The organism is Rhizohabitans arisaemae, assembly GCF_025996515.1.
Lineage (GTDB): Bacteria > Actinomycetota > Actinomycetes > Streptosporangiales > Streptosporangiaceae > Rhizohabitans > Rhizohabitans arisaemae.
This window is the reverse complement of the sequence record NZ_BLRH01000029.1, coordinates 407,958-420,451: the sequence shown is the minus strand read 5'-3', so window position 1 is coordinate 420,451 and position 12,494 is coordinate 407,958. Positions and strand designations below refer to the sequence as shown.

The 12,494-nt window shown below is 70.1% G+C and carries 10 protein-coding genes; 7 read left to right on the top strand and 3 right to left on the bottom strand.

Annotation, left to right across the window (positions count from 1 at the left end; genetic code table 11):
• The first annotated feature begins 65 nt into the window (after positions 1-65).
• Positions 66-470, top strand: coding sequence for a hypothetical protein (locus tag RUR_RS13415; protein WP_283135340.1), 405 nt, complete (start codon positions 66-68; stop codon positions 468-470).
• Positions 471-484: 14 nt separating this feature from the next.
• Here RUR_RS13415 and RUR_RS13410 read toward each other — a convergent pair whose 3' ends face one another.
• Positions 485-1,108: a cyclase family protein gene (locus RUR_RS13410; RefSeq protein ID WP_283135339.1), complete on the bottom strand. Its 624-nt coding sequence runs from the start codon at positions 1,106-1,108 to the stop codon at positions 485-487.
• Positions 1,109-1,694: 586 nt separating this feature from the next.
• Between RUR_RS13410 and RUR_RS13405 the strand changes: the two genes are divergently transcribed.
• Genes RUR_RS13405 through RUR_RS13380 form a run of 6 tightly spaced genes read left to right on the top strand, consistent with a single transcriptional unit; the run spans position 1,695 to position 8,562 of the window.
• Entirely contained in the window at positions 1,695-3,605 is a 1,911-nt protein-coding gene (locus tag RUR_RS13405) for a TIGR03986 family type III CRISPR-associated RAMP protein (protein WP_283135338.1), read from the top strand.
• The gene (locus RUR_RS13400) at positions 3,602-4,975 is read left to right on the top strand and encodes a Cas10/Cmr2 second palm domain-containing protein (RefSeq protein ID WP_283135337.1); all 1,374 of its coding nucleotides are present in this window, start codon (positions 3,602-3,604) and stop codon (positions 4,973-4,975) included. Before RUR_RS13405 ends, RUR_RS13400 begins: the two co-directional genes overlap by 4 nt.
• Positions 4,972-5,559 carry an RAMP superfamily CRISPR-associated protein gene (locus tag RUR_RS13395; protein ID WP_283135336.1) on the top strand — a complete coding sequence of 196 codons (588 nt, stop codon included), beginning with the start codon at positions 4,972-4,974 and terminating at the stop codon, positions 5,557-5,559. The genes RUR_RS13400 and RUR_RS13395 overlap by 4 nt, the downstream gene beginning before the upstream one ends.
• Positions 5,556-6,899: a type III-B CRISPR module-associated Cmr3 family protein gene (locus RUR_RS13390; protein ID WP_283135335.1), complete on the top strand. Its 1,344-nt coding sequence runs from the start codon at positions 5,556-5,558 to the stop codon at positions 6,897-6,899. Before RUR_RS13395 ends, RUR_RS13390 begins: the two co-directional genes overlap by 4 nt.
• Positions 6,896-8,164 (top strand): RAMP superfamily CRISPR-associated protein, encoded by a 1,269-nt coding sequence (locus tag RUR_RS13385; protein ID WP_283135334.1) that lies wholly within the window; start codon positions 6,896-6,898, stop codon positions 8,162-8,164. Before RUR_RS13390 ends, RUR_RS13385 begins: the two co-directional genes overlap by 4 nt.
• The gene (locus RUR_RS13380) at positions 8,161-8,562 is read left to right on the top strand and encodes a hypothetical protein (RefSeq protein ID WP_283135333.1); all 402 of its coding nucleotides are present in this window, start codon (positions 8,161-8,163) and stop codon (positions 8,560-8,562) included. Before RUR_RS13385 ends, RUR_RS13380 begins: the two co-directional genes overlap by 4 nt.
• 182 nt (positions 8,563-8,744) lie before the next feature.
• Here RUR_RS13380 and RUR_RS13375 read toward each other — a convergent pair whose 3' ends face one another.
• Together RUR_RS13375 and RUR_RS13370 are read right to left on the bottom strand one after the other, a co-directional pair.
• The gene (locus RUR_RS13375) at positions 8,745-9,041 is read right to left on the bottom strand and encodes an MTH1187 family thiamine-binding protein (RefSeq protein WP_283135332.1); all 297 of its coding nucleotides are present in this window, start codon (positions 9,039-9,041) and stop codon (positions 8,745-8,747) included.
• Positions 9,042-9,172: 131 nt separating this feature from the next.
• On the bottom strand, positions 9,173-12,418 hold the full coding sequence (locus RUR_RS13370) for a M28 family peptidase (protein ID WP_283135331.1): 3,246 nt from the start codon (positions 12,416-12,418) through the stop codon (positions 9,173-9,175).
• Between the last annotated feature and the right edge of the window lie 76 nt (positions 12,419-12,494).

The following is a 12,494-nucleotide window of genomic DNA, read 5'->3' as shown; positions in this document are numbered from 1 at the left end:
GGTGCTCGCGAAAAGCGAAGCCACTTCGGCTGACCATCACAGGGCAGGTATGACAAGGGGCAGGTATGTACTGTATCCGCATAGAACGTTCGAGCGACCCCCGCTATCGTTGCGATGCGGAAGGACCTCGTCTCGTCAACAATCCCGGCAACAATACCGTTCTTATCACGGTCCACGAGAGTGAAATCGACGAGGAATACGCTCGCCAGCTCAGCGAAGAGTTCTCGAACCACACGGTCCGGAACGCATGCCGGCGTCCTCCGGACGACCTCGCCGAGGAACCCATCGAGATCGACCACATCCTGGTTGCCGCCGAAGAACTACCTCCGGGAAAACTCGTCTACGTGGAGACGTCCGCCGACCGGAAACGAGTGATCGCGTTCCACCATGAGGCCCGGTTTCCGCGTGAGCTGGCTTCCCGCCTGGCGCTGCTCGTCGAGGAGGCGAGCAGGCATTTCGACCTCCTATGACGACGACGCCCCTGTCACCCCTCCACGAGCACGGCCCGGGTGGGCGCCCCGTCCGCGTTCGCGAGCTTGAGCGGCACCGCCCACAGGGTGTAGTCCCCACTCGGCACATGGGCGAGGCGCAGACCCTCCAGAATCAGCACGCCGGCCCCGAGAAGAGTGCGATGCGTGCTGAAGTCGTCGTCGACGGCGGCATCCACGCTGAGGTAGTCGATCCCCACCAGATTGACGCCGCGCCGCACCAGCAACCGCGCGGCCTCGGCACTGACGTGGACATACGTCTCCCGGTAGGGCTCTTTCTCCCCGATGTGGGAGTTCGCCGTCCGGAACAACACGTTCTTCCCGGATACCCCTTCGGGAACGTCGCCGGCCGTGACCGTGTCGCCCGCGACGTCCACGACGACCGCGGGCCCCTGAAACCGGCTGAGGGGGATGTCGTCGAGGGTCGGGGCCCCGTGGATGAAGTGGGCGGGGGCGTCGATGTGGGTGAGGACGTGGGCGCTCATCCGCTCGATCTGGGTGAGCGCATAGGGTGATCCGGCTTCGATGCTCGCGACCTCCCGCAGGGCGGGGGGTGCGTCGCCGGGATACACGGGCGCGTCGCCGTTGATCGTCCATGAGATGTCAATGATCGTCGGCATGCCGTGCTCCCCTCGCGTACCGCGGTCGACCACCGCAGAGCAGCGATCTTAGTTCCCGGTACGACGTGGCTCGCCGTGAACCACCGATCCCCTCCCCCAATTCCGAATAAATCCCCTATATCTTGACATTTAGCTTTGATACCGGAATTCAAGATCGCCTATGCTCTGCAATACTCCGGGCACTTCGCGAGAACCAGCCGGTATGTCGCTTCCGCAGTGTTAACCTCGCATTCTGCCTAAGGCGGGTGATGGCAACGGAGGGGTGGGGATGTCCAGGGCGAGGGCTTCCCGGCATCGCTTGTCCCAGCGAGATCAACCGCGGTGGCCGGTGAGCCGGGTACGGCCGCAGGCGGCGGCGCCCGTTCGGTACGGCGGGGCCTCGCCGAGCCCGGTCCGGTCACGCGCGAGCCGACCTGGACGATCTCCGGTGTCTCCCCCGAGGACGAGCTAGCGGACTCCTCGCCCCTGCCTCCGCGATGTCGCCAGAAAGTGGACCAGCGTGTCAACGTTCATCAATCCATATACGTTCATCCCATTTCCGGAAATAGTGGATCCAAAGGCGTTTCGAGCGCCACCCCACGGCCACGTGAAACTCGGCTCCGGCCGCTACCTCGGCGAGATAGAGGTCGAGCTGACCGCTCAATCCCCCCTACTCCTCCGCGGGGCGGTGCGTGAACGGGCCGTCAGGGACGACGGCGTGCACGCCTTTCCCACCCGGGCCTTCCCCGGCGCCACAGGTGAACCGGAGCCGTACCTGCCCGGCTCCGCGCTCGCCGGCGTCCTGCGTTCCCTGCACGAAGTGATCGCGGGCGGGTGCCTGCGGGTCTTCCACGGCGACTTCCGCCCAGGCCACCGGGACGTCGCCAAAGTACGGGGCACCGGCTGGACACTCGGGCTGGTGGAGGCGGTCGACGCCGGTGGGCGGCCCGTCAGGCTCCGGCTCTGCGACGAGGTCGTCTGGGTGCCCGCGCACGACCTCGCCCGCGCCCTCGGCGGGCCGGACAAGGTGGTGACCGGGGCTCGGGTGGACCTCCCCGGGAACGGCTGGGTCAAGCACGGTCACAAGAACCGGAACGAGCTGATCAGCGGGGCCGAGGTCACGGCGGGCACCGGCTGGACGGTGCTCGTCACCGACCTGGGCACCCGGCAGAGGTCCAAGGGCGTCTTCTTCGCGGTGGGCAGGCTGAGCGAGACCGTCGCGGAGGAGGTGGCCGACAAAGCCTGGGAGGACTACCAGTGGGCGGTCGACGGCACCAACGACATGCGGCTCGCCCGGCGCCCGAACACGGTCGTCCCCACCGGCCTCGCCACGCTGGAGGAGGAGGTACGGCGCGGGCCTGAACTGCTGGGGAAGCGGCACCTGGCCCGGCGTGCCCTGCTCCCCGGTCAAGTGCTGTGGGTGCTCAGCCGGGGGCAGGGCCGGAACAAGCTGATCGACGATTTCGCCCTGTCGGCGATCTGGCGGCACGCGGGCAAGCACGCCGCCAAGGAGCGGGTGCCGACGGTGCTGCTGCCCTGCTCGGACCCGGACGACCTCTGCCCCACCTGCCGGATCTTCGGCTCCGCGGACACCGAACGCGAGGACCGGCCGGAGGCCCGTCAGCGGAGCTACCGCGGGCATGTCCGGTTCTCCGACGCCCGGGTCGCCGGCCCGTACTCCGTCAAGGTCGAACATCTCGCCCCGCTCGGGCAGCCGCGGCCCGGCGCCGGGCAGTTCTATCTGGAGCCGAACGACGTCAACCCGGGAGAGCGACCGCTGCGGGATTGGGGATCGAATGCGGACAAGCCGGTGCGGATGCTGCGTGGCCGCAAGCACTACTGGCTGACCGCGCAAGCCGACAAGCGCCCCCTGCTGCGGGTGAAGGATCGGCCGTTCACGGGGGAGATGGCGAAAAGCGCGGAGACGGTGGAGGCCGGGGCCCGTTTCGTGTTCACCGTCCGGTTCGAGAACCTCACGGCCGCCCAGCTCGGCGGTCTGCTCGCCGTACTGGAACCGGGGCCGCTCCCCTGTGCCTGCGCCATATGCGGGGGCAAGGGCGGCAAGCGGAAGAGTGAGCGGTACGGCTTCGCGGTGGGCGGCGGGCGCCCGTTCGGCTTCGGCACCTGCACCTCGTCGATCCGCGCGCTGCGGGTGGACACCGCCGAATCCCGCTATCTGGCCGAGTTCGACCCGCCCGACCCGGCCGAGGTGACGGCGGCGGCCCGTACCGCGTTCGAGGAGGACGTCGACCCGGGCGTCCGGGCGACGCGCTGCGCGGTGGCCGCGGCACTCCAGATCGACCGGGTTTCCCCCGTCCGGGTCTGGTACCCCACGGAGGAGGAGATCCCCTCGGGTGAGCTCACCAAGGACCACCTCGCCGTGGGTTTCACGTTCTGGAAAGACAGTCAAGGCGTGCTCTACAAGGAGGAGAAGGCCCCGTTGACGCCGCTTCCCGAGGTGACCCGGGCCAAGCAATCGATCACGCTGAAGCCGCGCGTGCCACGGAGCGCCCGATGACCGCGTTCTACGCCGAGATCGGTGTGAAGGGTATCCAGCGCTATCTCGCCCGTACCCCTCGGCTCCGGGGCCGGCGAGGGGCTAGTGCGCGGCTCGCCGACGCGACGAACCAGGAGACGATGAAGCGGCTGCTCGGCGCGCGTGCCAAGATCAACGAGGAGGCCGGCTCCGCGGACGGGGTGGTGAGCCTGATCGTCGATCGGGACCCCGAGGCAATCGTCGACGACGTCCTCGCCTACCTGCGGACGCAGCTTCCGGGCGCGGAGTTCCAAGCCGCCTGGAGTACCGGAGTGGACTATCTGCACGCCTATCAGGCGATAAAGGAAAGCCGGACCGCAGGCCGATCCCCGGTCACGGCCCCGTTCCGGACCGATCTGCCGGTTCCGCCGGAATTCCCGTTCGCCGCGCCGTGCCGACTGTGCCGTACGGCGCACGCGGTGGACGAGGTGAAACTCGGCGACCGTGAGGTCAGGCAGGTGTGCGCCGATTGCCGGATGCGGGAAAGTCACGGAACCCGCAGCCTGGGCAAGGACGCCGAGCACCGGCTCGCCCGGCAGCTCGGGGTGGACCGGGTGCAGGGTTTCGACGAGCTGGCCCGGCTGGACCCCCGGGACGACTCCCCCGGCTCGCCTTCGGGGAACCACCTTGCCACGGTCTACGCCGACGGAAACTCCATGGGGATCCTCTTCGACCGGCTGGCCGAGGACGACGGCGCCCTGAAGAAGGTGATCTCCAGGAAGGTCTCGGAGCACACCTGGACGGCGCTGGTACGGGCCACCGAACAGGTGCGGCGGCCCGGGGAGAAGTCGCTCTGCGTGGTGCCGCACGTGGTCGGCGGCGACGACGTGCTGGTGAGCCTGCCCGCCGCGCGGGCCTGGCCGTTCGTCCTGGCGTTCTTGAACGGGTTCGGCGAGCTCATGGCCGAGACGCTCGGCGAGAGGCCCGGGCTCCCGATCCCCTCCGCGTCCGCGGGCCTGATCATCGCCCACGTGACCACCCCCTTCTCGCTGGTGGTCGACAACGCCGAGCGCGGGCTCAAACAGGCCAAGCGCCTGACCCGCGGCCGGGGTTCCTCGGTGCACGCCCTGGATGTGACGGTGGACGGCACGGACGGGGCGCGGTTCCCCGCACTGAAGGCGGACGACCTGCGGGACGCCACCGCCGACCTGGAAAGACTGCTCACCGTCCCGCCCGCCGGCCGGAGCAACCTCCTGCAGGAGCTGGCGGTGGAGCGGGATCCCGTCGAGGGCGTGAAACGCGCCGAGACCCTGGCCAAGCGCATGGGCTTCCCGGAGAAGATCGAGCCGTTCACGGGCGGCGGGCCCATCGGGCTGGGACACGCGCTGAGAATCGTGAGGTGGTGGAGGTGAAGGTCACGATCGCCTTTCACGGCCCGTTCCGGGTCGCGACCGGGGTCGCCAGGGCCGACACGCACGAGGCGGTGGACGCGGACGATCTGCTCCCCGCCTCCTCGCTGAAGGGGTTGATGCGGGCGGCGGCACGGCTGCTGCTTCCCGGCGGAAACGACCTGATCACCGAGGTCTACGGGAGCGAGGCCGACCGCACCCGCACGCCGCACACCCCATCCGCGAAAGCCCGGGTCGCCTCGCCCTGGCACTGGAGCGACGCCGAGTTCACCGGCGAGGGTCCGCGGACATGTGTCCGTACCCGGGTCTCCATCGACAACGAGACCGGTACGGCCAAGCGCGGGCACCTCGTCTCCGGGGAGGAGGTCTGGGCGGAGTCGGCCACGTTCACCGTGACCCGGCGTTTCCCCCTCTACCCCGAGACCGCGCGCAGGCACCGGGTGGTCCTCGCCGCCTCGGCGGCCGCGGTGCACGCCCTGGGCGCCGACCGCCGCCGGGGCCTCGGCTGGGTGAGCATGACCCCCGAGGACCCGGCGATCGACGAAGCGCTCCTCGCCGACCTCGCCACGCTGAGGAGCATGTCATGACCGAGGTACTGGACGTCACCGTCGTGGCCAGGCAGGCGTTCGCCATCGGGGTCCGCCCCACCGCGGACGCGCCGATCCAGACCCGGTTGCACGTGCCGGGCTCGGTGCTGCGGGGCGCGCTCGCGGCCGCCTGGATCAACGAGTACGGCGAGCCGGATCCGCTCCGTCCGGGACGTGCGGTCATCCCCCCGGGACGGCGCGCCGAGTTCGAGGAGTTGTTCGAGCGGAAGGTCCGGTTCGGCCCGCTGCTGGCCGTCGGCTCATCGGTCGTGCCGCTATCGGTGAAACGGTGCAAATACGCCGACGAGGGCGACCTCGACGACCCATGCCGGACCGCCTTGCAGGACGAGGCCTTCGGCCAGACCGGCAGAACCTGTCCGAGCTGCGACGGCCCGACGGTGCACGGCCGCGGCGAGGTCGAGTTCTTCGACACGGCCCGGGCCGGGCGGGCCGAGAAGACCCGGCTCGCGCTCACGGACGGGGAGACCTCGGCCGACGGCATGCTCTACACGCGTCAGGCGCTACGCCCGTTCGACCGGGAACCCGGCCGGGACGGAAAACGGACGTGGCGTTCCTTCACCGGTCAGATCGTCGGCTCGAACAGCTGGCTCGGCGAGACCAGGAGGATCCACATCGGCGGACGGCGCAGCACCAGCGGAGCCGCCGACTACTCGGCCAGACCGGCCGGGAACCGTCCGGCACCGATCGAGGACGACCGGCTGGTGCTCCGGCTGACCACCCCGGCGATCCTGGTCGACCGGGCGGGCCGCCCCGTCGACGTACCGGACACCACACTCCTGTCCGAGCAGCTCGGGGTGAAGGTCACCGTCGGCCGCCGCTGGGTCCGGACGACCACGGTCGGCGGCTGGCACGCGGCGAGCAACCTTCCCAAGCCGGACGAACTCGCGGTGACCGCGGGGTCGGTGTTCGAGCTGCTCCTCGACGACCGGCCGGACCCGGACGCGGTCGAAGGGCTGCTCAGGCACGGGCTCGGGCTCCGCCGAGGCGAAGGATTCGGCTGGATCCAAGCCGGTCCCTGGCACCGGCCCGCCGCGCCGACCCCGCCGGGGGACGACGAATCCGCCGGGGAGAGCGACGCGACCGTCCTGTTCGCATCCGGTCACGGAAAATGGCTGATGCGGGAACTCGGCAGGTTTCTCGACCAGTGCCGCGGCGAGGACCGCCCCGGCCCCTACCTGCTGGGCCGGCCCATCCTTGAGGAAGCCCTCCAGTATTCGACCTTCCGGGAGACACTCCACCGGATCCTCACCCGGTACACCGTCCAGCAGATCACCCAGGTTCGGCAGGAGCTCGAAAACAAGGTGCGGGACAACGGATGAAAGTGACCTTGCTCCGGGTGGACCTGGAGCTGACCAGCCCAGGCGGGGTCGCGGCCCCGGAGACCGCGGCGACGGAACACCCCCAGCTCCCCATCGCCCGGGACCCCTACGGCAGACCGCACATCCCGGCCACCTCGATCGCCGGCTCCCTCCGGGCGCACGCCGGCCAGGCGGCCGTGGAACTCTTCGGCACGGTCGGCGAGAAGACGCTCGCGTCCCCCGTCCGCCTCATCGGAACCGCCGTACAGGATCAGGTCGTCTCCCGGGCCCGAACCGCCGTCGACCGGCACCGGGCCGCGCCGGCGAGAAACTCGCTCCGCCGATCACAGCACCTCGCCCCCGGAACCCGGATCACCGTCTACCTGCGCCTGGACGAGGACCGGCTCCTCCCCGAGCTGCTCGACCTGCTCGCCCGCTGGCGACCGGGGATCGGCGGCGGGCGATCCGTCGGCTTCGGCCGGGCCAGGGTGACCGGGGTACGGGGCCGCACGGTGGACCTCGGCACCCCCGACGGCCTGCGGGCCTGGCTCGGCGAAGGCGGACCCGGCATGTACGGCGACACGGCCACCGAGCCGATCGCGCTCCCCGAGACGGCCCCCGAGACACCGGAGGTGCTCCGCTCCCACTGGGAGATCGTCGACGGCCTGCACATCGGCGGCGGAACCCGGGACGAAGACACCAAGCGGGCACTGCTCGTCCGGTCCGGCGGCCTCCCCATGGTGCCCGGCTCGACCTGGAAGGGGATTCTCCGGTCGCGCTGCGAATTCATCCTCGGCTCACTGGACCAGCGAGTCTGCCGGTCGAGCCTGGTCCGCGGCGCCCAAGGCGAGGAAGAGGCGATCTGCGGCTCCTGCCTGATCTGCGACGCCTTCGGCTGGGCCGGAGGAAACGGCTCCGGGGCACGCTCCCGGCTGATCTTCACCGATTCCCCGATCGAAGCCGCGACCGTGGTCACCCGGCAGCACGTCGCGCTCGACCGGTTCACCGGCGGCGCCGCAGGCGGCCTCCTGTACGCCGAGGAAGTCGTCGAATCCGGCCGGCTCACCCTGGAGATCCACCTCGACGGGGAGGTCTCCCCCGTGATCCGTGGCCTGATCAACCTGGCACTCGCCGACATCCACAGCGGGCTCACCGGAATCGGCGGAGCCACCACCCGCGGACTCGGCACACTCCGCCGTACCGACCTCACCCCCGAGCAGGCCGAAGGGGAGCGGACCTCCGCCACCTGGGCCCTTCTGCACCATGTGACCGGAGACGCCGCGTGAAGAACTGGACGCTGACCGGCCACGGACGGCTCCCCTGGTCCACGGCGCTCGAACTCCTGACCGGGACGACCTGCGCCTGGACGGACCTGGACGGACCACACCTCGGCCCACCCCCGACGACCACCCCCGTCGGAACCACCCACCTGTGGGCCTGGGCCGACGGCCGCGCCCTCCGGCTGCGGATAGACGATGAATTCGCCTACGTCGCGGAGCTCGCCCACGACGGGCCCGGAGAACCGGTCACCGTCATCATCCACCCGGAACTGCGGCTCTGGGCACCCGCCGACGAACAAGCCGGACCGATCCCGGAAACCGCCCACACCCTTGACTGGGAACTCCTGGAGCTCCCCGGGCCGGGCCCCGTCTCATTCGTCGTCGCCCACCCCAAGAAGAGCTGAGGCGATACGGCGGGTACGGCCGAAGGCCCGCTTCCGCGCTGTGGGCGGGTCATGGGTCGGCCGGCAAGGCACGATGCGGGGGACGACCTGCGGTACCCCGTTAGGTGATGAGTGACCACTCGGTTAGGGCCGGCTTTGCCCGTACAGAACGGGGGTTGATGTCCGTGGACCGTACAGGAAATTCAATCGGTGGCCAGGTGACGTTCGATGCTGTCCACTTTTGCGGTGAGGGCGTCGGTCACGCCGGGGCGGATGTCGGCTTTGAGGACGAGGCCCACTCGGGGGGCTCTGGCGGCGACGGCCTCGGTGGCGCGCCTGATGACGTCCATCACCTCGTCCCAGTCGCCTTCGACGGTGGTGAACATGGCGTCGGTGCGATTGGGCAGGCCGCTCTCCCGGACCACGCGTACGGCTTCCGCGACCACCTCGCCCACATCCTCTCCGACGCCGAGCGGGGTAACCGAGAACGCGACGATCACGAGGGCCTCCTCACATCCGGCGGGCTGCGGCACCGCCTCCGTCGCAAAACGATGCCACAGCCCGCGCGGACATCCCACCCGGGACACGGGGTGGCGGCCGGAGCCGACCCGGCCGCCACCCCTTCATGGTTTTAGACGGCCTGCCAGAGGGCGGGGGTGAGGTTCGGCTCCCAGCCGGGCAGGGAGGTGTGCGCGATCCGGCACCGGTACGAGACTCCGAGGTGGGTCACGACGTCACCCACCGCGTAGGCCTTGCCGGGTGCCCAGGCCTCGCCACCGGGGTCTTCACCCTGGACGGTCAGGGTGAAGGTCGTCGAGCGGCTGACCGTCCCCGAGGCCTGCAGGCCGATCGGGTAGGTCCCCGGCGGAGTGCTCGCCGAGGTCGTGATCGACACCGCGGAGGACTGGCCCGTGGTGATCGACGCGGGGTTGAAGGTCACCGAGACCCCGGCGGGCGCACCGCTCGCCGAGAGGGTGACGTTCAGCGCGTTGCCCGAGGTGACCGTGGTCTGCAGCGTCGTCGTGGCCGAGCCGCCAGGCGGGACCGATCCCGTGGCCGGACCGGCCGAGATCGAGTAGTCGTCCGACTGGGTGGATCCGACCGCGAGCTTCCACAGGACGTAGGCGATCGCGTCGCTGTTGCGGTCGAGCGCCGTCTGGTTGACGTTGCTCGTGGTGTCGCAGGCCGAGTGGTAGCAGCGGTCGAACGCCTGGCCGGCCGTTCCGCCCCACTTGGTGGCCTGGGCCGAGCTCTTGAGCTGCTCGGCTCCGGTGAAGACGCCGCCGACCCGGACCCCCGCGTTCTTGAACGGGGTGTGGTCGCTCCGCCCGTCACCGGCGGTCTCGATCTCGGTCGGCACGTTGATCGAGCTGTAGAAGGTCTTCAGGTGGTTCTCCAGCGTGGGGTCGTCGTCGTAGACGAAGTAGCCCGGGTTCGGCGACGCGATCATGTCGAAGTTGAGGTAGGCCTCAACCCCGGCCGTACCGCCGTTCTGCACGTAGTAGGTGGAACCGCGCAGGCCCAGCTCCTCCGCGCCCCACCAGCCGAACCGGACCCGCTTGACCATGGCCGGGTTCCGGTTGGCCAGGGTCAGCGCGACCTCCAGCAGGGCGGCCGAGCCCGAGCCGTTGTCGTTGATCCCGGGGCCCGCGGTGACGCTGTCCAGGTGGCTGCCGAGCATGACCGTCTGGCCCGCGGGGCCGCCCGGCCAGTTCGCGATCAGGTTCTGGTGGGTCCGGCCGTTGTAGGTGAAGTTCTGCACCGTCGTCGTGTAGCCGGCCGCGTCCAGCCTGCCCTTGATGTAGTTGAGGGAGGCCGTGTAGCCGGCCGAACCCGAGGACCGGTTCCCGCCGTTGGCGGTCGCCAGCGACTGCAGCTGGCTCAGATGGGCCGACACGTTGGCCACGGGGATGTCCGGGATGCCGGTCGGCGGGTTGTCGCCGGTCACGGTCAACGTGTAGGTGACCGTCTTGTCGACGACCGTGCCGTCCGCGGTGACCGCCACCGTGTGCGTGCCCACCGGGGTTCCGGCCGAGGTGGCGAGGGTGAGGGTGGCGTTCTGGCCGGAGTTGATGCCCGCCGGGCTGAACGTCGCCGTAACCCCGGACGGCAGGGTGCCGGTCCGCAGCGTGATGGCCTGAGCCGCGCCCGCGGTGATCGTCGTGCTCAGCGTCGTGGTGGCCGAATCGCCCGCCCGCACCGAACCCGAGGTGGGGCTGAGCGTGGCGGAGAAGTCGTCCGAGGCGACCGTGCAGGTGGGCTCACCCTGCTGCGCGGGGACGTTGACCGCGCTCCAGGCGTTGCGCACCGCGTTGAACTCGACACACCCGTTCGGGTACAGCGCCTTGGCCGCCTGCAGCGTGGCCACGCGGGCCTTGGCGTGGGTCCACGGCACCGTCTTCCGGTTCAGGCCGTTCATGTAGATCTCGCCGGCCTTGACGATGCCGATCCCGGTGAGCGGGGACTGCCCGCCCGAGCAGACCGGGCTGGTCGGCTTGCCCGGCGGGTTGGTGCCCTCCGCGAGCAGGTAGAACCAGTGGTTCTGCGGGCCGGCGGCCGCGTGCACCGGGGTGCTCGGGATCGAGGAGCTGTAGCAGTTGGGGTTGTTCCCGACCAGGCTGGGGTTGTACATGTTGCGGATCGGACCGTTGCCGACCAGGTTCACCTCCTCGCCCACCAGGTAGTCCGGCGGGTCGAGGTTGGCCGGCTGGTTGACGTAGTGCTCAAGCAGCGCGCCGAAGATGTCCCCGGTCGACTCGTTGAGGCCACCGGCCTCGTTGCCGCTGCCCGCGCCGCCGGTGCCGGAGAACTGGAAGATCGCGTGACCGTACTCGTGGCCCACCACGTCCATCGGGGTGGCCTGCTGCTGGCCGGACTGGTTCCGCCCGTAGTTGGTGTAGCTGCCGGTCCAGTAGGCGTTCACGTCGGCCAGGCCGACCCGGGCCGGGAAGCCGCCGCCGCTGCCGTTGAACCCGTTCCGGCCCAGCCACTCGCGGAGCATGTCCCATTCCTTCTGGGCCGCGTACAGCACGTCGACGCACGCGGTCTCCAGGTTGGTGCCCGAGCCGTTGCCCCAGTTGTCGTCGGGGCCGGTGTACGCCTGCCCGTTCTGACCGCCGCAGCTCAGCCCTTGGCGGGTGGGGTCGGTCATCGAGTACGAACCGCCCGAGCCCGAGGTGGTGATGTTCAGGTTGCCGCCGTTGTAGAAACCCTGGCCGGTGCCGGCGCGAACGTCATCCCACTTGTCGACGATGGACCCGTTTTTCGCGTCCACGAACACGTGCAGCACGCTCAGTGCGCGCTCGGACCTGCCGGTGACCGTCACCTTGTAGGCGAGCCGGGGCCGGTCCGTGGCCGCGTGCACCATGAGCTCGGGTGTGGTCGTGCTCTCCACGGAGCTCAGCAGGGCGCGGGCGATCGCCGCCGCCTGCTCGGCGCTCACCGCGGCCTTGGCCGGCACGTCCAGTTCGACCTGCTGACCGGTGGTGACCGAGTCGACGGCCTTGCCGGTACGGTCGGTGGCGACGATCACGTCGCCCCCGTACACGGGAAGTCCGCGGTGCTTGCGCTGGTAGGTCAGGTACTGCAGTCCGCGGGTGCTGTCCACCACGGCGGCCCGCTGGAAGGTGTCCTCGGGGCTCGTGCGCAGCGCCGAGGATGTGGACGCCAGCGCGTGGTCCGCGGTGGCGATCGCACGCTTGCGGGTCTCCGGGTCCGCCGGCGCGAAGGCGGGTACCGGTGCCGCGCTGAACAGGGAGGCGCCGGGGTCTGCCGCCTTCGGCGACGCGGACGCCCCGGTTGCGCCCGCCAGCGACGAGGCGGTCAGGGCGACGGCCGCCAGTACGGCGACCGCGCCTGATTTGACTTGGGGTTTCACTCTTGGTGACTCCTCTCACAAGTCCCTCGGGGGGTTAAGGGACCAAAGGAGCCCGGCCGGCTGGGCTTGACCCAAG

What these genes read in the sequence shown, in the direction of transcription:
- RUR_RS13385 (WP_283135334.1), top strand. Translation starts at nt 6,896, where the DNA reads ATGAAAGTGACCTTGCTCCGGGTGGACCTGGAGCTGACCAGCCCAGGC.
- RUR_RS13415 (WP_283135340.1), top strand. Translation starts at nt 66, where the DNA reads ATGTACTGTATCCGCATAGAACGTTCGAGCGACCCCCGCTATCGTTGC.
- RUR_RS13410 (WP_283135339.1), bottom strand. Translation starts at nt 1,108, where the DNA reads ATGCCGACGATCATTGACATCTCATGGACGATCAACGGCGACGCGCCC.
- RUR_RS13390 (WP_283135335.1), top strand. Translation starts at nt 5,556, where the DNA reads ATGACCGAGGTACTGGACGTCACCGTCGTGGCCAGGCAGGCGTTCGCC.
- RUR_RS13400 (WP_283135337.1), top strand. Translation starts at nt 3,602, where the DNA reads ATGACCGCGTTCTACGCCGAGATCGGTGTGAAGGGTATCCAGCGCTAT.